This window comes from Microbacterium sp. APC 3901 (genome assembly GCF_030407765.1).
GTDB lineage: Bacteria > Actinomycetota > Actinomycetes > Actinomycetales > Microbacteriaceae > Microbacterium.
The window spans coordinates 1-21,581 of record NZ_JASDCU010000002.1; the positions used below are offsets into that span (position 1 = coordinate 1).

Annotated in this window: 18 protein-coding genes; 7 read left to right on the forward strand and 11 right to left on the reverse strand. The window is 69.2% G+C overall.

The window, feature by feature from the left end; translation table 11 throughout:
* The 3 genes from QMA07_RS01620 to QMA07_RS01630 form a co-directional block, all read right to left on the reverse strand.
* Positions 1 to 353, reverse strand: a 353-nt coding sequence (locus QMA07_RS01620) for a hypothetical protein (protein WP_290159479.1), incomplete at its 3' end; no start/stop codon positions are given.
* A 184-nt stretch (positions 354 to 537) separates the two neighbouring features.
* Complete coding sequence (locus QMA07_RS01625; RefSeq protein ID WP_290159480.1) at positions 538 to 1,353, reverse strand: SDR family oxidoreductase; 816 nt, start codon at positions 1,351 to 1,353, stop codon at positions 538 to 540.
* A 90-nt stretch (positions 1,354 to 1,443) separates the two neighbouring features.
* A complete protein-coding gene (locus QMA07_RS01630; RefSeq protein ID WP_290159482.1) occupies positions 1,444 to 2,190 on the reverse strand; it encodes an SDR family oxidoreductase in 747 nt (248 codons plus the stop codon).
* Between the two features lie 242 nt (positions 2,191 to 2,432).
* Between QMA07_RS01630 and QMA07_RS01635 the strand changes: the two genes are divergently transcribed.
* The 3 genes from QMA07_RS01635 to QMA07_RS01645 are packed head-to-tail and all read left to right on the forward strand — an operon-like array spanning position 2,433 to position 6,412.
* On the forward strand, positions 2,433 to 3,890 hold the full coding sequence (locus QMA07_RS01635) for an APC family permease (protein ID WP_290159484.1): 1,458 nt from the start codon (positions 2,433 to 2,435) through the stop codon (positions 3,888 to 3,890).
* Positions 3,891 to 3,924: 34 nt separating this feature from the next.
* Positions 3,925 to 4,764, forward strand: coding sequence for a molybdenum cofactor biosynthesis F family protein (locus tag QMA07_RS01640; RefSeq protein WP_290159487.1), 840 nt, complete (start codon positions 3,925 to 3,927; stop codon positions 4,762 to 4,764).
* A 1-nt stretch (position 4,765) separates the two neighbouring features.
* A complete protein-coding gene (locus tag QMA07_RS01645; protein WP_290159489.1) occupies positions 4,766 to 6,412 on the forward strand; it encodes an amidohydrolase in 1,647 nt (548 codons plus the stop codon).
* Between the two features lie 231 nt (positions 6,413 to 6,643).
* Here QMA07_RS01645 and QMA07_RS01650 read toward each other — a convergent pair whose 3' ends face one another.
* The 3 genes from QMA07_RS01650 to QMA07_RS01660 form a co-directional block, all read right to left on the reverse strand.
* Positions 6,644 to 8,107 carry a GMC family oxidoreductase gene (locus QMA07_RS01650; RefSeq protein WP_290159490.1) on the reverse strand — a complete coding sequence of 488 codons (1,464 nt, stop codon included), beginning with the start codon at positions 8,105 to 8,107 and terminating at the stop codon, positions 6,644 to 6,646.
* Entirely contained in the window at positions 8,104 to 9,549 is a 1,446-nt protein-coding gene (locus QMA07_RS01655) for an aldehyde dehydrogenase family protein (protein ID WP_290159492.1), read from the reverse strand. The genes QMA07_RS01650 and QMA07_RS01655 overlap by 4 nt, the downstream gene beginning before the upstream one ends.
* A gap of 159 nt (positions 9,550 to 9,708) precedes the next feature.
* On the reverse strand, positions 9,709 to 10,146 hold the full coding sequence (locus tag QMA07_RS01660; RefSeq protein WP_290159493.1) for an Lrp/AsnC family transcriptional regulator: 438 nt from the start codon (positions 10,144 to 10,146) through the stop codon (positions 9,709 to 9,711).
* A gap of 150 nt (positions 10,147 to 10,296) precedes the next feature.
* On the opposite strand from QMA07_RS01660, the gene pdhA reads away from it, so the two are divergent.
* The 4 genes from pdhA (at position 10,297) to QMA07_RS01680 (ending at position 15,253) form a co-directional block, all read left to right on the forward strand.
* Complete coding sequence (gene pdhA / locus QMA07_RS01665) at positions 10,297 to 11,397, forward strand: pyruvate dehydrogenase (acetyl-transferring) E1 component subunit alpha (RefSeq protein WP_290159496.1); 1,101 nt, start codon at positions 10,297 to 10,299, stop codon at positions 11,395 to 11,397.
* Complete coding sequence (locus QMA07_RS01670) at positions 11,394 to 12,422, forward strand: transketolase C-terminal domain-containing protein (RefSeq protein ID WP_290159497.1); 1,029 nt, start codon at positions 11,394 to 11,396, stop codon at positions 12,420 to 12,422. The genes pdhA and QMA07_RS01670 overlap by 4 nt, the downstream gene beginning before the upstream one ends.
* Positions 12,419 to 13,777: a dihydrolipoamide acetyltransferase family protein gene (locus QMA07_RS01675; protein ID WP_290159499.1), complete on the forward strand. Its 1,359-nt coding sequence runs from the start codon at positions 12,419 to 12,421 to the stop codon at positions 13,775 to 13,777. Before QMA07_RS01670 ends, QMA07_RS01675 begins: the two co-directional genes overlap by 4 nt.
* A 195-nt stretch (positions 13,778 to 13,972) precedes the next feature.
* Positions 13,973 to 15,253: an MFS transporter gene (locus QMA07_RS01680; RefSeq protein ID WP_290159501.1), complete on the forward strand. Its 1,281-nt coding sequence runs from the start codon at positions 13,973 to 13,975 to the stop codon at positions 15,251 to 15,253.
* Positions 15,254 to 15,309: 56 nt separating this feature from the next.
* On the opposite strand, the gene QMA07_RS01685 is transcribed toward QMA07_RS01680, so the two are convergent.
* The 5 genes from QMA07_RS01685 to QMA07_RS01705 form a co-directional block, all read right to left on the reverse strand.
* Positions 15,310 to 16,605 carry a hypothetical protein gene (locus tag QMA07_RS01685; RefSeq protein WP_290159504.1) on the reverse strand — a complete coding sequence of 432 codons (1,296 nt, stop codon included), beginning with the start codon at positions 16,603 to 16,605 and terminating at the stop codon, positions 15,310 to 15,312.
* Positions 16,606 to 16,632: 27 nt separating this feature from the next.
* On the reverse strand, positions 16,633 to 19,113 hold the full coding sequence (ptsP, locus tag QMA07_RS01690) for a phosphoenolpyruvate--protein phosphotransferase (protein WP_290159506.1): 2,481 nt from the start codon (positions 19,111 to 19,113) through the stop codon (positions 16,633 to 16,635).
* Entirely contained in the window at positions 19,113 to 19,754 is a 642-nt protein-coding gene (gene dhaL, locus QMA07_RS01695; RefSeq protein WP_290159508.1) for a dihydroxyacetone kinase subunit DhaL, read from the reverse strand. Before dhaL ends, ptsP begins: the two co-directional genes overlap by 1 nt.
* On the reverse strand, positions 19,754 to 20,746 hold the full coding sequence (gene dhaK, locus QMA07_RS01700) for a dihydroxyacetone kinase subunit DhaK (protein WP_290159511.1): 993 nt from the start codon (positions 20,744 to 20,746) through the stop codon (positions 19,754 to 19,756). Before dhaK ends, dhaL begins: the two co-directional genes overlap by 1 nt.
* A gap of 136 nt (positions 20,747 to 20,882) precedes the next feature.
* Positions 20,883 to 21,494, reverse strand: coding sequence for a TetR/AcrR family transcriptional regulator (locus QMA07_RS01705; protein ID WP_290159512.1), 612 nt, complete (start codon positions 21,492 to 21,494; stop codon positions 20,883 to 20,885).
* Positions 21,495 to 21,581: the final 87 nt, after the last annotated feature.

The following is a 21,581-nucleotide window of genomic DNA, read 5'->3' on the forward strand; positions in this document are numbered from 1 at the left end:
AGCGCCAGCCGCATCTCCGACCACCGCGCCGGCATCCTCTCCCCCGCCAGACTCAACGGCCGCCGCACCAGATCGACGACCCTGTCGACTCGGGCCGCACCCCGCACATCCACCAACAGCGTCCGCTGCAACAACTCATTCAGACCCCGACACCCCGCCGCATGCGGAAAGTCACCCATGTCCCCCGTCGCAACCGTCTCCACGATCACGGCCTCCACCCGCCGGAACGTCGCGCCCGCCGCCACGAGAACACCCACACGATCCGCATCCGACAACCCCGCCAACGCATCATCGGACAACACCGCATCAAGGTCAGCGATGACCCGATCCAGAAGCTCCGCGGTGCTGTTCATACCCCCAGTCAACCCGGGACCACCGACATTCAAGACCCACAAGAGACCACTTTTACCCCAGATCAGCGCAAGTATCTCGGCCTACCGGAATTATGCAGCGCGAGTCATCGCACGAGGCAGTGGAGCGACAGTGAGCCAGGCAGCAGAGCGACGGCACCTCAGCACCGAAAGGGAACGGAATCCCTTACATCCCCGCCCGATCGAACGCGATCGTCGGCACGTCCACCACGTGGGATCCGCCATCCGCCACGATCACTGCGCCCGTGATGTACGACGACTCCCCCGACCCGAGAAACCGCACGACCGACGCGATCTCGGCGGGCCGAGCCGGTCGCTGCAAAGGCACATCGGCCGTCACCGTCGCATACGCCTCTTCGCGCGAACCGAGCCCGGCCTGCGTGGCGAACTCGTCCATCTCGTCGTCCGCCATCGGCGTCTGCACCCATCCGGGGCACACCGCGTTGACCCGCACGCCGCGTCTCCCGTAGTCGCGAGCGAGTGTGCGGGTCAGGCCGATCAGAGCGTGCTTGCCCACCGTGTACCCGGCAACCGAGGGCCCCGCGAAGAGACCGGCGAGCGACGACACGATCACGATCTGCCCCTTCGCCTCGATCAGCGACGGCAATGCCTCTCTCGCCATCACGAACGCCGTGGTGAGGTTGGCGCGGATCGCCGCATCCCAGCTGTCGTCGTCGGTGTCGGCGACGGGTGAGAAGCCGTGTCCACCGGCGTTCGCCACGAGCACGTCGAGCCGCCCGAACGTCGCGAGCACCTCGGCCACCGCTGCCTGAGCGGACGCGGTGTCGGCGGCATCCGCGATGATCGGGTGAGCGCCGACCGCATCCGCCACGGCGCGCAACGGTTCGGGCCGCCGCCCGACCACGACGACGTGCGCTCCCTCTGCGGCATACCGCTCGGCGACCGCCGCACCGATGCCTGTTCCGCCGCCGGTGATGACGACGACGCGTCCCGAGACCGTCGATCCGACTGCATTTCCCATGTCTGCTCCTGTTCCTGGTGCGCTCACGCGCTGCTCATGCGCTCACGCGCAGTCCATGCGCTCACGCGCCATCCGGTGGCCCCGAGGTCATCAGGCGGGGAATCCTGACCGGGCCGAGTACCCGAAGTCGCTGAGGATCGTCGCGCCGTTGATCGCTCTGCTGCGCGGAGAGACGAGATACAGCACGTGGGAGGCGACGTCCTCCGGCGTCTGCACGGCGAACTCCGGATCGACGAACGCCTCGGCGCCGAGGTCGCCGCGACTCATCGCCGTGTCGACGATCGACGGCGCAACGGTGTTCACCCTGATGCCGTCTCCCGCGAGATCCACGGACAGTGATCGCCCCAGCTGCACGAGAGCCGCCTTCGACGCGCAGTACGGAGCCATGCCCGGCGATGACACGAACGCCGAGTCGCTCGCCAGCAACACGACGGATGCGGCGGCCGACGCGCGGAGTGCGGGAAGCGCCTGGGCGACGACCAGGAAAGCCCCCGTGACGTTGACCGCGAACACCGCGTTCCAGTCGGCAAGGGATATCTCCCCGATCGACGACCCGACCGGACCGGAGATTCCGGCGCAGCAGACGACCCCGTCCAGCCCGCCGAGCTCCTCGACGGAGGTCGAGACGGCGTCCTCCACCTGCGCCTCGTAGGTGACATCAACCACACGGACGACGGCGTCACGGCATCCGCGTGCCGTCTCGTCGAGCGCGGCAGCATCCCGATCGAGCAGCGCCACCCGCACCCCTTCTGCGGCGAGCGCGAGGGCGGTCGCCCGCCCGATGCCGCTCGCCGCTCCTGTGATCAGCGCGGTCGTGCCGCTCAGTCGAAGGTCCATGCTCTCCCTGAGACGCCGTCGCCGCGCCCGCGGCGCTGTCTGAGAACGGCGGTGTCATCACGGTCATCCTGCTCTGCCGGCAGCGGCGCGGGAACACGCCGGCGACGGCTGTGCGCGCTGGCACCATCGTCCTTCGCTCAGGGTCAACCGCCCGCCTCCCGGCGCGAGGAGACTCGCTCTATCGACGAACCCCTCGTCGTCGATGCCGTTCGACACAGCAGTCACCGAGCAAAGGAACCGACGTGGCAGACCCGATATCTGCGTCCACGACGCAACACGACCACACCTCTCTTCGACCCGGCGCGCTGGGCGTCGCCGGCATCGTCTTCCTCGTCCTCGCCGCCGTCGCACCGCTGACCGGCATCGTGGTCGTCGCCTCCCTGGCGATCGCCCTCGGCAACGGTGGCGGCACCCCGATGGCGTTCTTCCTGGTCGCCGCCATCCTGCTGCTCTTCGCCGTGGGCTACGCGCAGATGTCGAAGCAGCTGGTGAACGCCGGCGGCTTCTACGCCTTCGTGGTGAAGGGACTCGGCCGTACGGGCGGTCTCGTCGCCGGCCTCATCGCGACGCTCGGCTACAACTTCTTCGTGGTCGGCACGATCGGCACCAGCGGCTTCTTCATGCAGAACATCATCCGCGACCTGACGGGCCTCGACGTGCACTGGCTGATCTGGGGTCTGGTGTCGATCATCGTCTGCTTCGTGCTCGCACGCGTCGGCGTGGACTTCTCGTCGAAGATCCTCGGCGTCTGCCTCGTGCTCGAGGTGCTGATGCTCGTCGTCTTCGACGTCTCGGTGCTCGTGCAGACCGGCTACGACGTGGCCGCGTTCAGCCCCGAAGCGGTGTTCTCGGGTTCGCTGCCGATCGGCCTGCTCCTCGCCGCGACGGGCTTCCTCGGATTCGAGGCGACTGCCCTGTTCAGCGAGGAGGCGAAGCAGCCGCTGCGCACCATCCCCCGCGCGACCTACACCTCGATCATCGCGATCGGCGTGATCCTGGGCGTCACCACGTGGGCCGTCGTGAGCGCGACGGGCGTCGCGCAGGCACAGGCCACAGCTCTCGAGCACCTGCCGACGGGCGACCTCATCTTCACCCTCTCGCAGCAGTATCTCGGGGGTCCGCTGACCACGGTGATGATGATCCTGCTGCTCGTCAGCCTGTTCGCGGCGATGCTCGCGTTCCACAACTCCGCGACGCGCTACCTATACTCTCTCGGTCGCTCGCGGATCCTCCCGCACGCTCTCGCCCGTACGCGCCGCAACGGCGCCCCGCAGCTCGCGGGGATCGTGCAGGCGTCGTTCGCAGCGATCGTGGCGATCATCTTCGCGATCGCCGGCGCCGACCCCATCCTCACCCTGGTGCCGGCAATGCTCGGTTTCGGCACCCTGAGCGTGCTGATCCTGCAGGGCCTCGCGGCGATCTCGATCGTCGTGTACTTCCGCCGGTCCGGCGACCCTCGGTGGTGGAGCACGTTCATCGCCCCGGGCATCGGATTCCTCGGCATCGCCGCGATCTCGGTGCTCGCGATCGTGAACTTCAACATCGTCGCCGGATCCGAAGAGCTCGCCATCCGTCTCATGCCCCTCCTGCTCGTGGTCGCCCTCATCGGCGGCATCGTCTACGGCGCCTACCTCAAACGCTCCAGGCCCGCGGTGTACGAGGGCCTCGCATCCGACCTCGAGCGATTCAGCGATCGCTGACGCTCCCCGACCTCCCACCCCTTCAAGGAGAGACATGACGACCCTCAACCCCGCCGACACCTCCACCTGGCTCCCGCTCGAAGGCCTGGCCCCCGGTTTCGACGCGAACAAGGCCCCGCACACGACGGCGCTGAGCGGACGAGAGATCACGGTCGTGGATGCCCGCGGAACCCGCATCTCGCACCGCTTCGCCGACACCACGGTCGCGTGGGACTACCGCCCGGGCGCCGACGACTCCACAGCACCGGCATCCGACACCGACGACTACGAGGCCTTCGAGGTCGACGATGAGCTGTACTTCGTGCAGTTCCATCACAGCTACCTGCCGAACGAGGCCGTGTCGCTGGTCGTCGACCTCCGCCACGGGCGCTCCCTCGCCGTCATCTCGGTGATCCTGCCCGCGCCCGAGCAGGGACGCACCCGCGTGCAGCACGTCTTCGCGCCGAGCATCATCGAAGGCGTGGTCGTGACGGGCGCAGAGCCCGCCCCGACGACGACGCTCATCGGCCGCCGGGTCGAATGGGTCTACAGCGAGGAGCACGCCTACGAGCACGTCTACCTCTCGGAGCGCTGGTACTCATGGCAGTGCCTCGCCGGCCCGGAACGAGGGCTCGCCGACACCGACGAGAACAGCGTGTGGGAGGTGCGCCCCGGCATCTACATCTTCGCGTGGCGCGAGAAGGTCATCCCGTGCGCGTCGGTCACGATCGCCGACCATCGCGACGTGAACGCGATCCGCTCTCACGGCGTGCTGTTCGGGCTCGACGAGTCGGGCGAGGTGCCGACGCACTTCACGTTCGGCGCGCACGGCCGGCTGCTCTCGACCACGCATCACGGCTCGGGGCTCGAACCGGCCTCGTTCGGGGCTCTCTGACATGGCGGCGGATGCCGAGCTGATCGTCACGGGGTCGGTGATCCGCACGGCGGATCGTCGCAAGCCGGTCGTCGAGGCGTTCGCCGTGCGCGACGGGCGGATCCTCGACGTCGGGACCAGTGCCGAGATGCGTGCTCTCCGAGGGCCGGACACACGGATGCTGGACGTCGGCGACGCCGCGATCTACCCCGGTTTCGTCGACGTGCACAACCACCACGCCATGGCCGGCCGCACCGAACTGTTCGAGCTCTCGCTGCCCCCGTCGCTCGCTCTCGACGACATCCTCGACCTCGTGCGAGACAAGGCGGACACGCTGCCGCAGGACGCGTGGATCGTGGGTGGCCCCGTGTCGACCACGCTGCTGCCCGCTCTCGCGAACACCGCGACCAGGCAGCGTCTCGACGACGCGGCCGGTGGTCGGCCGGTCGTGCTCGTCGAGGACTCGAGGCACAACAGGTGGGCGAGCACCCGGGCATTGGAGCTCGCCGGCATCACCTCCGGCGCCATTCCCTCCGGCGGCGTCACCCTGCTGGATCCCGACGACGGCACACCGACCGGGGTGCTGCTGGAGGCGGCGGGAATCCCGGTGCAGGAGGCCTATGACCGCAGCGGCGGGCTGACGGACGAGCAGCACATCGCCGCGTCACGCCGCGGCGTCGAGATCCTCAACTCCTTCGGCATCACGACGTTCCAGGATGCCGGGGTGTCGACCGACATCCTCGCCGCGCTCGCGGCACTCGACCGGGCAGAGGAGCTCAGCGCCTGGGTCGTCTCGTCGTTGCTGATCAACGACGAGATCTTCGGGTTCGATCCGATCGGCGCGGCGCTCATCGAACTCGGTGAGCAGTTCCGCACCCCGCACCATCGGCCGGATTTCGTGAAGATCTTCCTCGACGGGGTGCCTCCCGCGCGGACTGCCTCCTTTCTCGATCCCTACGTGGCGGATGCTGCGCACGGCGCCCACTTCCGCGGCGAGACGACGATGGACTTCGACGAGCTGCACACCTGGCTGCGGTCGGTCGCCGAACGCGGACTCGGCGCCAAGGTGCACTGCACGGGCGACGGGTCGGCGCGTCTCGTGCTCGACGTCGCCGAACGCATCCGCGCCGACGGCTTCGGCATCCCGATCCAGATCGCTCACGGCCAGTTCCTCGCCGATGACGACATCCCCCGGTTGCGAGCCCTCGACGTGTCGGCCGACATCTCTCCGTTCATCTGGTTCCCCGGCGTGATCCCGCAGGCACTGGCCGAGGTGCTCGGCGAGCGTGCCGAGCATTCGCAGCCCAACCGTGCTCTGCTCGATGCAGGAGCGCTCGTGGCCGGCGGTTCGGACTGGCCGGTGAGCGAGTCCCCGAACACGCTCGAGGGACTGCAGGGTCTCGTCACGCGCGCGGACCCGCTCGGACGCGCACCCGGCGTCCTCTGGCCCGAGCAGGCGATCACCGCCGAGGAGGCGCTCGAGGTCTTCACGATCAATGCCGCGATCGCGATGGGGCTCGGATCGGAGACCGGCTCTCTGACGCCGGGCAAGTCCGCGGACTTCGTCGTGCTCGCACGCGATGCGATCGCCGGCCCCGCCGACGAGATCGTGCACACGTCGGTGCGCTCGACGTGGTTCGCCGGTCGCGAGGTCTACACCGCGCGCTGATCCGGTCGCGGGCACCGCGTCCGCCCTGCCCTCCGCACTCGCGTGCGCGGCTCTCGCATGCGCGGCTCTCCTGCCGTGGGTGGTCAAAATCGCACCGCTCACGAGCGATTCGGATGCGTTTTTGACCCCGCACGCGAGATGAGATGCGTTCTTGACCCCGCACGTGGGCACGGACGCCGAAGCCCCCTCCCGCACTTCGCAGGAGGGGGCTTCGCGCACGGCCCGCCGACGTCAGCGCGCGAGCAGGAGCCTCGCCCCCAGCTCGCCGATCATCGCCGCGGGCGCATTGGTGTTGCCCGTCGGAACAGTCGGGATCACCGATGCGTCGATCACACTCAGCCCCTCGAGGCCGCGGACGCGCAGCAGCGGGTCGACGACCGCGTCGGCATCCGAACCCATCCGGCACGTGCCCACCTGGTGGTGGTACGTGATGGCGGTGCGGCGCACCCAGTCCTCGACACCGTCGTCCGGCACATCCGGCCCGGGATACACCTCGGTCGCTCCCCACCCGTCGGCGAGCGCCGGCTGCGCGCCGATCCGACGGCACTGACGCACGGATGCCGCGAGCGACGCGACGTCTCTGTCGTCTTCGAGTGCAGCGAGGTCGATCAGGGGCGGGTCGTCGAGATCGGGGCCAGACAGGCTGAGCGTGCCCCGGCTGTATGGCGTGACCAGCCCGGCCATGAGCGTGAATCCGTCATCTCCCCGGGGCTCGAGGTCGCCCCACATCGGCACTGAGAAGTGGATCGGCTGCGTGTCCGGCTCGGCCAGATCATCGCGGCTGCGCCAGAAGAGGTGCGACTGCGTGACCGAGACGCCGGGCTGCGGCGGCCCGACCGGTCGCTCCGTCGTGAAGATGACGGGCGAGAGCAGGTGATCGTGGAGGTTCTTGCCGACGCCGGGGGCATCGACCACGACCGGAATGCCGAGGGCTGCGAGCTCATCGGCGGGACCGATGCCGGAGCGCAGCAGGATCACGGGCGATCCGATCGCACCGGCCGAGAGCACGACCTCGTCGGCGAAGACGTCCTCGGAGTCGGCGCCCGTTCCGAGCCGCACGCCGACAGCGCGCCCCTCCTCGACGATCACGGAGTGCACCTCGCGTCCGGTCAGGACCGTGAGTCTGTCGGCGATCGGCTGCGCATAGGCCATCCACGTGTTCACCCGGCGTCCGTCGCGAATCGTCACCTGCTGCTGCGAGACGCCGTCGAGGGTGCCGCCGTTGTAGTTCGGATTGCGGGGCAGCCCCTCCTCGACCGCCGCGTCGATGATCGACGCCTGAATCGGCGAGAGCTCGTAGTCGTCGGTGACCGGCAGCACATCCTGCTCGAGCGCCGAGAAGACGGGTTCGACGGTGCTCCAGCCCCACCCGGTCGCCCCGCCGCGCTCCCACGCGTCGTAGTCGGAAGCCGCGCCGCGCACCCAGATCATCGCGTTGAGCGCGTGCGAGCCTCCGGTGACCTTTCCGCGCGGGAGATGCAGTCGGCGACCGCCGGCGTGCTCCTGCGGCACCGTGAAGAAGTCCCAGTCATCGGCGGAGTGCCAGAGCTCGCCCGCCCGAGACGGGTCGTGGATCGCGGGGTTCGAGTCGTATCCTCCGGCCTCGATGAGCGTCACATCGACGCCCGCATCGACCAGCCGTCGCGCGACGATCGCCCCCGAAGTCCCCGCGCCGACGACGATCGCGGTCTTCACGCCTGCGCCTTGCGTCCGGGGCCCGACACGACCTGGGTCACGGCGACGGACTTGAGACCCTCGACGCCGAACTCCAGGCCGTAGCCCGAGCTCTTGACACCGCCGAACGGCACCATCGGATGCAGCCCGCCGTGAGAGTTGATCCACACCGTGCCCGACTCCATGCGCGTCGCCGCCTCGCGCGCGGCCTCGGGGTCGCTCGACCAGACCGATGCGCCGAGACCGACATCCACCGCGTTGGCGAGGGCGAACGCCTCGTCGACGTCGCTGTACCTGATCACCGGGAGTGCGGGTCCGAACTGCTCCTCCTGCACGAGCGCCGCGTCGTTGTCGATGTCGGCGACGATCGTGGGCCGGTAGAACAGCTCCCCGAGTTCGGACGCCGCCTCGCCGCCTGTGACGACTCGAGCGCCGCGGCCTCGCGCCTCTTCGACCAGCCGCGACACGATGTCGAACTGGGCGCGATTCTGCAGCGGGCCGAGCACGTTGTCCTCATCGAGCCCGTTGCCCATCGGCACGGAGGCCGCGATCTCGGCGAGCGCGTCGACGACTTCTTCGTACACGGAGTCGTGCACGTAGAGGCGCTTCATGGCGGCGCACGTCTGACCGGTGTTGATGAACGCACCCCAGAAGAGGTCCTGCGCGATCGACGACACCTCGGTGCCCGGCAGCACGATGCCGGCATCGTTGCCGCCGAGTTCGAGGGTGAGGCGCGCGAGGTTGCCGGCCGAGCTCTCGATGATGCGGCGCCCGGTGGCCGTCGATCCGGTGAACATGATCTTGTCGATGTCGGGGTGCGAGGCGAGGCGCGCGCCGACCTCGCGGTCGCCCGAGACGCCGATCAGCACGTCGGCCGGCAGCACGTCGTTCATCACGGCCAGCATCGCGAGCACGCTCAGGGGCGTGTACTCGCTGGGCTTCACGACGACCGTGTTGCCCATCCGCAGCGACGGACCGATCTGCCAGACGGTGATCATGAGCGGCCAGTTCCACGGACCGATCGCGCCCACCACCCCGGCCGCCTTGTAGACGAGCTCCGCGTGCAGCGTCTCGTCGTCGACGAGCACCTGCGACTCGATCGGGATCGCGGCGTTGGTGCGCAGCCACGCCGAGCACGCGCCGAGCTCGAAACGCGCGTTGGGGCCGTTCAGCGGCTTGCCCTGTTCGCGCGACAGCAGGTGCGCGAGCGCCTCGGCGTTCGCGTCGATCGCGTCAGCAGCTGCGATCAGCAGCTCGCTGCGCCTCGCGTGCCCGAGGGACTCCCAGCCGGGCTGCGCGGCCCGCGCCCGCGCGATCGCGTCGTCGAGGTCCTCGACCGAATGCTCGGGAGCCCGACCGATCACGTCCCGCGTGGCGGCATCGGGGATGTCTCGTCCAGCGCCCTCCGGCGCCTGGATTCGGTCGAGCAGCGCAGTGGCTGCGGATGCGGCGGATTCGGACATCGGGACTCTCCTTCGAGCGGGACGCGTGCCAAGGGTCTGGCGGTCGTCTCATTGTCGAACGCCGGGGCGCGGCGCACTTGTCGAGGAGTGCGCCGCAGATGTCCGAGTGCGAAGGGATGCTCAGCACCCACTCGCTCGGACGCGTGATCAGACGCGCGATCAGACGAGCGCGAAGTCTTCGAAGATGAGAGTGGTGCGGGTGGAGCGGATCGATGGGATCGCTTGGATGTCCTCCAGCACGATGCGACGGAGGTCGCGTGCGTCGCTCGCTCGGACGAGCAGGATGACGTCGAAGTCACCGCCGACGAGCGCCATGTGCTCGATCTCGGGGATGGAGCGGAGCCGGGCGCTGACCTCCTGCCACGTGGCCTGCTCGATCGCGAGGGTGACGTAGGCGCTCGCGTGATGACCGAGCAGCACCGGGTCGGTGCGCACGGTGTATCCGGTGATGATGCCCGAATCCGTGAGGCGTTTGATCCGCGCATGGGCGCCCGCCCTCGAGATGTGCACGGCCTCCGCGATGGCCGTCATGGACGCGCGCGCATCGGCTCTCAGCTCCGCGAGAATCGCGTGGTCGGTCTCATCGAGCGTGATCATGGAACTCCTTCGTCCGTGCCTGAATTCTGACACTTCGCAGCGCAGGAGGACAACCGGGCAGCAATCGTCCACGATGTGTCAAATGTTCTTGGACGACTGCCCGCGGCGGCGCATGCTGTCCTCATCAGGTTCGGCAAGGAGGGCGAACGGATGCAACACACAGATCTGCTCCCACGCGACGCGGCGGTCCAGCTCATCGACCCCGACGGCAGAATCGTCGACGACGAGCGCTATGCTCTCCCGCGATCCGAGGCCCTGCTCGCCGCCTATCGCGGTCTCGTCGAGGGACGGCGAATCAACGATCAGGCCAGCGCTCTCGTTCGGCAGGGCCGCCTCGCGGTCTACCCGTCGTCGCACGGCCAGGAGGCGTGTCAGATCGGCGCCGCACTCGCTCTCGCCGATGACGACTGGCTCTTCCCGACATATCGCGACTCGGTGGCGGTCATCGCTCGTGGCGTCGCGCCGGCTGAGGCGATGGTGCTGCTCAAGGGCGACTGGCACTCGGGGTACGACGTTCGAGCGCACCGCGTCGCCCCGCAGGCCACTCCCCTCGCCACGCAGCTGCTGCATGCGGTCGGCTTCGCGTATGCCGCCAAGAGGCGCGGAGAGACCACCGTCGTCGTGGCCCTGTGCGGAGACGGCGCGACCAGCGAGGGCGACTTCCACGAGGCCATGAACTTCGCCGCCGTCTTCCACGTGCCCGTCGTGTTCTTCGTGCAGAACAACGAGTTCGCCATCTCGGTGCCGCTCAGTCGGCAGACGGCGGCACCCTCCCTCGCCCACAAGGCCATCGGCTATGGGATGCCCGGGCAGCGTGTCGACGGCAACGACGTCGCCGCCGTGCTGGCGGTGCTGGGCGACGCGGTCGATCGGGCGCGCGCCGGCGGCGGACCGACGCTCGTCGAGGCGCACACCTACCGGATGCAGGCGCACACGAACGCCGACGACGACACCCGCTATCGCGAGCGGGCCGAGGTGCAGGCGTGGGTCGCCCGCGATCCGCTGGCGCGCCTGCGTGCCCATCTCACGAGCGTGGGCGCACTCACGGAAGAGCTCGAGACCGAGTACGCCGACGGGGCGGAGCAGACGGCGGCGGCGATGCGGGAGGCCCTCAACACGGATGCCGACATCGACCCCGAGGACCTCTTCCGATTCGTCACAGGGTCCCGCTCACCGCAGCGCGAAGAGCAGTGGCGGATGCTGAGCGGCGAGATCGAACGAGCCCGCGAAACAGCCGGAGGTGCACGATGACCATCGCCCACGACGACGTCCGCGTCGACATGCGCACCGCGTCCGTCTCGACCATGAGCATGGCCGCCGCTCTGAATCTCGCCCTCGCGGACGCGATCGAGGACGATGCCGAGGTCGTGGTGTTCGGCGAAGACGTCGGCGCACTCGGCGGTGTGTTCCGGATCACCGACGGCCTCACGGCACGGTTCGGTGAGGACCGCTGCTTCGACACTCCGCTCGCAGAATCCGGCATCGTCGGCACAGCCGTGGGCATGGCGATGAACGGCATGAGGCCCGTCGTCGAGCTGCAGTTCGACGCCTTCGCGCTGCCGGCGTTCGAGCAGATCGTCAGTCACGTCGCGAAGCTCGGCAACCGCACGCGCGGAGGGGTGCGGATGCCGCTGGTGATCCGCATCCCGTTCGGCGGCGGCGTCGGCGGCGTCGAGCACCACTGCGACTCGTCCGAGGCGTACTACGCCCACACCCCCGGCCTCACGGTCGTGAGTCCGTCGACCCCGCAGGACGCGTACTCGATGCTCCGCGCGGCGATCACCTCGCCCGACCCGGTGATCTTCCTCGAACCCAAGAAGCTGTATTGGACGAAGGGCGAGGTCGACACCTCGGTGATCGCCGACATCGGTACGGCCCGGATCGCGCGCGAGGGCACCGACATCACTCTGATCGCCTACGGCGCCTCGGTGCCGCTCGCTCTGGAAGCCGCCGACGTCGCGGCATCCGAGGGGCGCAGTGTGCAGGTCATCGACATCCGCTCGCTGTCTCCGTTCGACGACGAGACGGTGACCGCCGCCGTGCGTTCGACCGGCCGCGCAGTCGTGATCGCCGAAGCCCCTGGTTTCGCCAGCGTGGCATCCGAGATCCAGGCGCGAGTCTTCGAGCGCTGCTTCGAGTATCTGGAGGCTCCCGTGCGGCGGGTCACCGGATTCGACACCCCGTATGCGCCTCCCAAGCTCGAGCACTGGTATCTGCCCGATGTCGACCGCGTCCTCGACGCGATCGACTCGCTGCACTGGGAGGACGAGTCATGACCGCCCTGACCGGCCGCGTGTTCCGCCTTCCCGATCTCGGCGAGGGGCTGACCGAAGCAGGACTCGTGCAGTGGCTCGTCTCCGTCGGCGACACCATCGTCACCGATCAGGCGATCGCCGAAGTCGAGACCGCCAAGAGCATCGTCGAGCTGCCCTCCCCGTTCGCGGGCGTCGTGTCGGCTCTGCACGGTACGCCCGGCGAGACGATCGACGTCGGCGCGCCGGTGCTCGAGGTCGCCGATGCGGCGAGCTCCGCACCCGCGTCGGAGGCGGACGGATCGGACAGATCGGATGCCGCAGAGCACGAGGCCTACCGAGAAGAGGAGCGAGCGGGGTCGGGCAACGTCCTGATCGGCTACGGCACCTCGGAGAGAGCGACGACGGGCCGTCGCCGTCGGAGAGCGGCGCCGGTCTCGTCGGTGCCAGTCTCGTCGGCGCCGGTCTCTCCGGCGGAGACCGCGCCGCGACGCCCTGTGGCCGTGCGCTCACCTCTCGTCCGGCGACTGGCGCGAGACCTGGGGCTCGACGTGCACGACATCACCCCGACCGGACACGACGGCTCGATCACCCGCGCCGACGTTCTGGCCGCGGCCGTGGACGATGCGGTCGACGGTGCAGCGGCGCAGCATCGCAGCACGACCGGGCATGACCTCGACGGCCTCGCCGTGGTCTCGCGCGAGCGCCTGTCGGCTCTGCGCCGAGCCGTGAGCGCGAAGCTCAGCCGCAGTCGCTCCGAGATCCCGGAGGCGACCGTATGGGTCGACGTCGATGCCACCGAGCTGTGGGCGTTGCGCGCCGGCATGGCTCCGGACGGCGGCAAGGCCCCCTCGCTCACCGCGCTCATCGCGCGCTTCGTGCTGCTCGCTCTCGAGGATCACCCCGTGCTCGCCTCGCGCCTGAGCGAGGACGCATCGGAGCTGATCACGTTCGCCGGGGTCAATCTCGGCGTCGCCGCCGACACCGACCGCGGGCTCATGGTCCCCGTCATCCCCCGTGCGCACGACCTCACGGTCGAGCAGCTCGACGCCGCACTGCGCGAGCTGACGACCGCCGTGCGCGCCGGGTCGATGCCGCCGGAGCGCCTGCGCGGATCGACGTTCACCCTGAACAACTACGGCGGGCTCGGCGTCGACGGCTCAGCCGCCATCATCAATCACCCCGACGTCGCGATCCTCGGAATCGGTCGCATCATCGAGCGTCCCTGGGTGGTCGACGGCCAGATCGTGCCCCGCCGCATCGCACAGCTGTCCCTCGTGTTCGATCACCGGGTCTGCGACGGCGGCTACGCCGCGAGTTTCCTGCGCCGTGTGACGGAGCTCATCGAGCATCCGCTGCGTGCGTTCGGGAGGGTGTGAGGGCCGCTCGCTTCGGAATTCCGTGCTCCATCGGACGCAGTGCTTGGGCCACGCGACCGCGTGCGCTACTCTCGACAATTACTGACCGATCATTCGGTAAGTGCTTCAGGGTGACACTGCGTCGCTCTTACCCCACCGCAGAACAATGGAGTTCGCATGACGTCAACAGTCTCCGCACGCACCTCGAGAACGAGAATGCCCAACGAGGAGCGCCGGGTCCTCGCCGGCACCCTCGTCGGCACCTCGATCGAGTGGTACGACTTCTTCATCTACGCGCAGGCCGCCGGTCTCGTGCTCGCCCCGCTCTTCCTGGCTCCGATCGCCCAGGAGAATCCGGGATTCGCACAGATCCTGTCCTTCGCCACCATCGGCATCTCCTTCCTCTTCCGCCCACTCGGGGCGATCATCGCCGGCCACCTCGGCGACAAGCTGGGCCGCAAGAAGATGCTGGTCTTCACCCTCGTCATGATGGGCCTCTCGACAGCGCTGATCGGCGTGCTTCCGACGTATGCGGCGATCGGCGTCGCCGCTCCGATCCTGCTCATCGTGCTCCGCATCCTGCAGGGGTTCTCCGCCGGCGGCGAGTGGGGCGGGGCGGCACTGATGGCCGTCGAGCACGCTCCGACGGGCCGGCGAGGACTCTTCGGCGCCTTCCCGCAGATCGGCGTTCCGATCGGCATGATCCTCGCGACAGCGACGCTCTGGGTGCTGACGAGCTCGATGTCGCCCGAAGCGTTCCTCGCCTGGGGATGGCGCATCCCGTTCCTGATGTCGATCGTGCTGATCGCCGTCGGCTACGTGATCAGGCGCGCGGTCGACGAGAGCCCCGTCTTCGAGGATCTCCGCCGTCGTCGGCAGGAGGCCTCGGCACCGCTGGGTCGCCTGTTCCGCAAGAACACCAAGCAGGTCGTGCTCACCGCACTCATCTTCATCGGAAACAACGCCGCCGGCTACCTGCTCATCGCGTTCTTCGCCACGTACGCCGTCACGGCCCTCGGCATGGAGCGCCCTCCTGTGCTGCTGGCCACGACGCTCGCATCCTTCGGGTGGCTCATCTTCACGCTCTGGGGCGGTCACCTGTCCGATCGGCTCGGGCGGGTACGCACGTTCCAGATCGGCTACATCGCCCTCGCGCTCTGGGCGGTTCCGATGTGGTTCCTGATCGATACGGCGAACATCTTCTGGTACTTCGTGGCGCTGTTCGTCATGACGTTCGCGCTCGGGCTCTCCTACGGTCCGCAGGCGGCCCTCTACGCCGAGATGTTCCCCGCGAACGTCCGGTACTCGGGCGTCTCGATCGGGTATGCGCTGGGCGCCATCCTCGGCGGAGCCTTCGCGCCGATGATCGCCGAGACGTTGCTCAATCAGTTCCAGGCGGCCTGGACGATCGGCATCTACATCGCCGTCGCGGCAGTGATCTCGCTCATCGCAGTGTCGATGGTCAAAGAGACGAAGGGCGTCGACCTGCACGCCTGACGGAGCCGCTGACAGGGCCAGGCGGCGGGTCGGTCGGTGGAACGACCGGCCCGCCGTCAGCCGAAGACGAGCGGCATGCGGGCTGTGGCGTCCTCGACCGTGATGCCGACGATCGTCGAACCCTCTTCGGCGACGTCGCGGTCGGCCTGGAAACGGAAGACCTGACCGTCGCGGTTCGTGACGGCGTAGTAGTCATCGCCCGACGACGCGACATCGACCACGGTGCCCCCGGGGTAGGCCGCCATCGCATCGGCCACAGGAGCGCCGAGGCGGATGTCGCCGCGATGCGGCATCGCGGAGCCGTCATCCACCGCCTCGTCGAGGCTGCGCTCGTTCCCCACGGTGATCGACCGCACCGCGTCGCCCGCCTCGACGGGCTGCACCAGGATCGACCCGGCGTCGTCAGGCGCGACGAGCCTCCACGGCCCGCCGTCGTACTGCGGTTCGACGACCTGCACATCTTCTCCGGCTGCGGCGAGAGCGGCATCGACCGAATCGCCGAGGCGCAGCGGACCGACACCGCCGACACCGATCTGCCACTCTCTCCATACGGTTCCGGGATCACCGGAGGGGTCGGTCTCGGCGACGGGTGGATTCTCGGTGAGTTCCTCGATCAGGCCCGCCCGTGCCTCCTCGGCACGCGTCTGCAGCAGCAGCGCGGCCGCTTCGGCGTCGAAGGTGCGATCGCCGGTGAAGGGCTGCCACAGCTGCACGATCACGTTCCCGGTCGCGGCGAACGCATCGAACGCCTGCCAGTCATAGCCGGAAGCCGTATCGTCGAGTGTTCCCGCGAAGGCCCGAACACCCTCGTTCTCGTCGAGGATCACCGCGTCGAACGTCACCGGGGACTCCTTGACGAACTCCGCGCACTGCTCGGCTGCGTGCAACAGCTGATCCATCCTCGCCTGGGCCTGGGCCTCGTCGGCGAACTGCAGGACGAGCAGTTGACCGAACCCGTAGTCGGGATCGGTGGGCACCTGCCACTCGATGACGCGTGCTCCGACAGTTCCCAGCGACTGCTCGGCGTAGAACGCGTCGCAGATCGCGGGGCTCGCGGCGAGACCTCCGCCGTCCGACACCTGATCGAGCACCGAGGACGTGTCCCCGACATCGGTGGCTTCGGGCACGATTCCCGCGATCTCCTCGGCGGTGAGTGCGAAGGCGCCGAGTTCGTCGCCGACGAACACGATGGGTCCGGCGTAGGGCTCCGGCGCGGGAGTGGTCTGCGATGGCGACGGCGTCGGCGAGGACGAGGCCTGGGGGGTCGGAGCGCAGGCGGTCAGCGCGACCAGAGCCCCGATGCCGATGGCTCCGAGCATCACGCGCGCCCGCTCCGTGGTGAAGATGTGCATGTCTGCCTCCGCCTTCAACCTACATTCTCAGCCGATCGCGTCAGAGGCGGCGGTGCGGGCATCGTCCGCCGTCGCGGCCCTCGACACAGCCTCCGCGGCGGCCTCGCACTGCTCGACCGTGACAGCTGCCAGTGCCGCCGCGACGCGTCCCAGCGCCCGGGGCGTCATCGACAGCGACGTGACCCCGAGGCCCACGAGCACTGCTGCGAGGGTCGGATCGGCCGCGGCCTCTCCGCAGACGCCCACCGGCAGGTTCCACCGGCGTCCGGCCGCACCCGCCTGCCCGATCAGGCGCAGCACAGCCGGTTGCCACGGATCGTTCAGATCGCCCAGCTCACCCAGCAGGCGATCCGCCGCGAGCGTGTACTGGGCGAGGTCATTGGTCCCGATGCTGACGAAGTCGACGACCTCGAGCATCTCGGAGGCGAGGAGTGCGGCGGAGGGCGTCTCGATCATCACGCCCACCCTCTCGAGTCCGGCAGCCCGCGCACGGTCTGCGAAGTCTCGCGCCTCATCGACGGTCGCCACCATGGGAGCCATCACCTCGACCAGCGCCGACTCCGCAGCCGCCGCGAGCGCGAGGGCCCGCAGCTGATCGTCGAGCAGCCCGGGTGATCGCCGCGCGACCCGCAGACCGCGGACTCCGAGGGCCGGATTCTCCTCGGCATCCGCATTGGCGAACGGCAGCGGCTTGTCGCTGCCCGCATCGAGCGTGCGCACGACGACTCTCCGTCCGGGGAACGCCGCGAGGACGCCTCGGTACGCCTCGACCTGCTCGTCCACCGACGGCGCATCGACGCGGTCGAGGAAGCAGAACTCGGTGCGGAAGAGACCCACTCCCTCGGCCTTCGACGCAGCGGCCGTCACCGCTTCGGCCGCACCGCCGACGTTGGCGAGCAGTGCGATCCGGCGCCCATCGGCGAGCACCCCCGCTCCGTCGAACGGCACGACGACCGCCGCTGCCTTCGTCTCGGCGATCCGGGAGCTGCTCGGGTCGACCTCGACCGTGCCCCGCTCTCCGTCGACGAGCACGTCGACACCCGGAGCGATCCCCGTCGCCCCGGCCACGCCGACCACCGCGGGGATGCCGAGCGATCGGGCGATGATCGCGGTATGAGACGTGGGCCCACCCTGCTCGGTCACGAGAGCGACGCAGTTGCCGCCGCCCAGCGCGGCGGTGTCGGCGGGCGCGAGGTCGATGGCCACGAGCACGAAAGGCTCCTCCCTCTCCGGGACACCCGGCATCTCGAGGTCGAGGAGCTCGGCGATGATCCGGTCTCGGACGTCGCGGATATCGGCGGCGCGCTCGGCCATCCGACCGCCCAGAGCCCGGAGCCCCGTCTCGTGCGCGACAGCCGCCTCCCACACGGCGCGCGCGGCGGTGCGTCCCTCCGACCGCACGAGTGCCGTCGCGTCGGCGACCAGTTCGGGGTCCGAGGCGAGCAGACGCGAGGCATCGAGGATCGCCCGAGCCTCCCCGGTCGCGTTCGCTGTGCGGTGGCGCAGCTGATCGGCCACCGCCAGAGCTGCCCGCTCGATGGCCGACACCTCGCCCTCGCGCTCACCGGCATCGACCGTGACGCTCGGGTCGGGCTCGTCGAGCGGCGCGGCCAACATCACGGCCTGAGCCGCGACTCGGCCTGCGCTCACGCCACGACCGCTCAGCACGGTTCCCGACTCGACGGGCGCCGCAGCGGTCGGCGAATCCGTCGATCGCGTGAGCACGGCCTCTTTCGGGGGCGATGCGACGTCGGTTCCTTCGCCGAACCCCTCGTCGAACAGCGCGACGAGTCGATCGAGGGTGGCCTCGGCATCCGTCCCGGTCGCGGAGAGCCGCACCTCGTCGCCCTGCGTGGCCCCGAGCATCAGCAGCCGTGACAGGCTGGCAGCCGCGGCCTCGGGTCCGTCCGGAAGGCGCGTGAGTCGCACATCCGTTCCCGCAGAGGCCTCGGCGATCAGCGCGGCCGGACGAGCATGGATGCCGAGCGGGTTGCGCACGGTGGCCACGCGCGTCGCCGCATGGCCCTCCGCCAGTGACGGTGCGAGTGGCGGTGCGAATGGCGGTGCGGCGACGGATGCCGGTTCGTCGGGCCCGCCGAGCTGTCCGGTCTTCGCACCCAGCGCGGCGGAGGCCTCCTCGGCCACGGCCTCGAGCGATCCGCCGGCCGCCGCAGACACGACCGCGGCGAGCAGCCCCTCGACGAACGGCGCGGGCGTGAGGCGCACAGGGACGTCACTCGTCCGCAGTTCGAGCGCGAGCTCAGCGCTCAGCACCGCCGATCCGAGGTCCATCAGCACCAGCACGCCATCGCAGTCGGCCGACAGGTCGTCGATGGCGGTCGCGACCGTCACGGCATCCGTTCCCAGGATGGCGGTGCCGTCGGCATCCGTGCCCGCTCCCGCTGCCACCAGGACGCGCACGCCCCCACCCCGCACCATCTGCAGGGCAAGCTCGAGGGCCGCCTCCGCGAGTCGAGCACTGTGGGAGACGGCGACGATGCCGATCATCAGGAAGATTCCGCAGCGGCCAGGGCGAGCGCCTCGAACAGCAGCGTCGTCGATGCCGCCCCCGGATCGATGTGTCCGGCGCTGCGCTCACCGAGGTAGCTCGCGCGTCCCTTGCGCGCCACCAGGGGCTCCGTGGCATCGCGCCCCGCGGCTGCCGCGACGGCAGCCGCGGCCGTCGCCGCGGCGAGATCCGCCCCGCCCGCGATCGCTGCGTCGAGAGCATCCAGAGCGGGCGCCATCGCATCGAACATGGTCTTGTCGCCGGCTTCGGCCTTGCCTCGAGCGACGATCCCGTCGAGTCCCGCACGCAACGAGGCTGCGAGCCCGGTGGCATCCAGCTCGATCACCGGCCCGGACGCCATGCCCATCCGCAGGAACAGCGTGCCGTAGAGCGGCCCGCTGGCCCCTCCGACCGAGCTCACGAGAGTCATGCCGACCGTCTTGAGCAGTTCGTCGACAGTCTGGGGAACACCGGAGTCGAGCTTCGCCGCGACCGCATCCATGCCCCGGGCCATGTTCGCGCCGTGATCCGCGTCGCCGATCGCCGAGTCGAGCTCGGTCAGCCAGTCGCGCTTCTCGGCGATCACGTCTCGGAACCGTCGGACCCATTCGGCGAGGGCCGCAGCGTCGATCGTCGTCATCATGCTCCCCATCGCAGTCCCGGCGTGTTCACCGGGGCATCCCACAGCCGCAGCAGCTCGTCGTCGGCCTTCAGCACGGTGAGCGAGCAGCCGGCCATGTCGAGCGACGTGATGTAGTCGCCGACCAGGTTCCGGGCGATCTGCACGCCCGCCTTCTCGAGCAGCGACACGACCTCGCCGTACATCAGGTACAGCTCGATCAGCGGTGATCCCCCCATGCCGTTGAGCATCACGATCGCGGGTCCTGATGCATCGAGATCGGCGAGGATCGGCTCGACGAGCTGACGGGCGATCTCGGATGCCGGAGCCAGCGGCTCCCGATGCCGACCGGGTTCGCCGTGGATGCCGATGCCGATCTCCATCTGGTCCTCCGGCAGATCGAACGTGGGTTTGCCCGCTGCGGGCACCGTGCAGCTCGTGAGCGCCATCCCCATCGAGCGGCCCTGACTGTTGATGCGCTTCGCGAGCTCGACGACCGCGGCGAGATCCTGCCCCTCTTCGGCCGCCGCGCCGACGAGCTTCTCGAGCAGCACGGTCAGCCCGACGCCACGACGCCCCGCCGTGTAGAGAGAGTCCTGCACGGCGACATCGTCGTCGACGATCACGGTGCCGACCTCGATGCCCTCCATCGACGCGAGCTCCGCGGCCATCTCGAAGTTCAGCACGTCACCGGTGTAGTTCTTGACGATGTGCAGCACGCCGGCTCCGCGGTCCACCGCCTTGGTCGCGGCCTGCACTCGGTCGGGGGTCGGCGAGGTGAACACCTCGCCGGCGACGGCGGCGTCCAGCATGCCCACCCCCACATATCCGCCGTGCAGCGGCTCGTGTCCTGACCCGCCACCGGAGACGACGGCGACCTTGCCCTGCGCCTTCGGCGTCGCGCGCGTGATCACGTGCGTCTCCAGGTCGACCGACAGCTCGGGATGCGCGAGGGCGACGCCTCGCAGCGACTCGACCAGCACATCGGCGGGGTTGTTGATGAGCTTCTTCATCGTTCGATCTCCCTTGATCTCTGCGGTGGCGATCTTTCGCAATATTGGAAAGTTATTCGTCCATGTCGAACTTCCTCGGGCACCGCCGCGTTGTCAAGATCCACCTGCCGACCGGCGTCCGTCTACCGCTGCCTCGTCAGCGCGACTGCAGCCCGTCGAGGCTCACCCGCAGGATGTCCTCCCCCAGCTCATCGGGGTCGACGGGACCGCCCGGGCGATACCACTCGACGACCGAGTTGATCATGCCGAAGATGAGCCTGGTCGCGACCGCCGCGTCGACATCGTCACGGATCAGCCCCTCGGCCTGCGCCTCGGCGACGATCGCCGTCACCCGCTGGTCGAACGCGCGACGGCGCACGAGTGCAGAGGTCTCGACGTCGCCGTTGCCGCGCACACGCAGCAGCAGCGTGACCGACGGGAGCTTCTCGGTCAGTACCCTCACGGCTCCGCGGATGATCGACCGCAGACGATCGGAGGCGAGCGCATGCCGCGCCGTCGCGTCGTCCACGACGGCCTCGAGAGCGTCGAGGGCGTCGGTGAGCGCGAGCTCGAGGATCGCCGACTTGGATTCGAAGTGGTGGTACAGCGCCGATTTGGTGAGGCCCAGAGTCGCGCTGAGATCGGCGACGCTGGTCGCGTCATACCCCTGCTCGTTGAAGACCTTGACGGCGACCGCGAGCACCTGCTCGCGGTCATAACCCGGCCGGCCGCGCTTGGGGGCCGGCGCGTCGAATCCGAGCTGCACCATGGCCCCAGTCTGTCAGTCCCGATGAGTTGCCATCCGCCCGAGGATCTGAGATCGTATTCCTGACCGATCGGTCTGAAATTATCGCCA

What these genes read in the sequence shown, in the direction of transcription:
- QMA07_RS01655 (WP_290159492.1), bottom strand. Translation starts at nt 9,549, where the DNA reads ATGTCCGAATCCGCCGCATCCGCAGCCACTGCGCTGCTCGACCGAATC.
- QMA07_RS01645 (WP_290159489.1), top strand. Translation starts at nt 4,766, where the DNA reads ATGGCGGCGGATGCCGAGCTGATCGTCACGGGGTCGGTGATCCGCACG.
- QMA07_RS01660 (WP_290159493.1), bottom strand. Translation starts at nt 10,146, where the DNA reads ATGATCACGCTCGATGAGACCGACCACGCGATTCTCGCGGAGCTGAGA.
- dhaK (WP_290159511.1), bottom strand. Translation starts at nt 20,746, where the DNA reads ATGAAGAAGCTCATCAACAACCCCGCCGATGTGCTGGTCGAGTCGCTG.
- QMA07_RS01630 (WP_290159482.1), bottom strand. Translation starts at nt 2,190, where the DNA reads ATGGACCTTCGACTGAGCGGCACGACCGCGCTGATCACAGGAGCGGCG.
- QMA07_RS01670 (WP_290159497.1), top strand. Translation starts at nt 11,394, where the DNA reads ATGACCATCGCCCACGACGACGTCCGCGTCGACATGCGCACCGCGTCC.
- QMA07_RS01675 (WP_290159499.1), top strand. Translation starts at nt 12,419, where the DNA reads ATGACCGCCCTGACCGGCCGCGTGTTCCGCCTTCCCGATCTCGGCGAG.
- QMA07_RS01625 (WP_290159480.1), bottom strand. Translation starts at nt 1,353, where the DNA reads ATGGGAAATGCAGTCGGATCGACGGTCTCGGGACGCGTCGTCGTCATC.
- pdhA (WP_290159496.1), top strand. Translation starts at nt 10,297, where the DNA reads ATGCAACACACAGATCTGCTCCCACGCGACGCGGCGGTCCAGCTCATC.
- ptsP (WP_290159506.1), bottom strand. Translation starts at nt 19,113, where the DNA reads ATGATCGGCATCGTCGCCGTCTCCCACAGTGCTCGACTCGCGGAGGCG.
- dhaL (WP_290159508.1), bottom strand. Translation starts at nt 19,754, where the DNA reads ATGACGACGATCGACGCTGCGGCCCTCGCCGAATGGGTCCGACGGTTC.
- QMA07_RS01685 (WP_290159504.1), bottom strand. Translation starts at nt 16,605, where the DNA reads ATGCACATCTTCACCACGGAGCGGGCGCGCGTGATGCTCGGAGCCATC.
- QMA07_RS01640 (WP_290159487.1), top strand. Translation starts at nt 3,925, where the DNA reads ATGACGACCCTCAACCCCGCCGACACCTCCACCTGGCTCCCGCTCGAA.
- QMA07_RS01705 (WP_290159512.1), bottom strand. Translation starts at nt 21,494, where the DNA reads ATGGTGCAGCTCGGATTCGACGCGCCGGCCCCCAAGCGCGGCCGGCCG.
- QMA07_RS01680 (WP_290159501.1), top strand. Translation starts at nt 13,973, where the DNA reads ATGCCCAACGAGGAGCGCCGGGTCCTCGCCGGCACCCTCGTCGGCACC.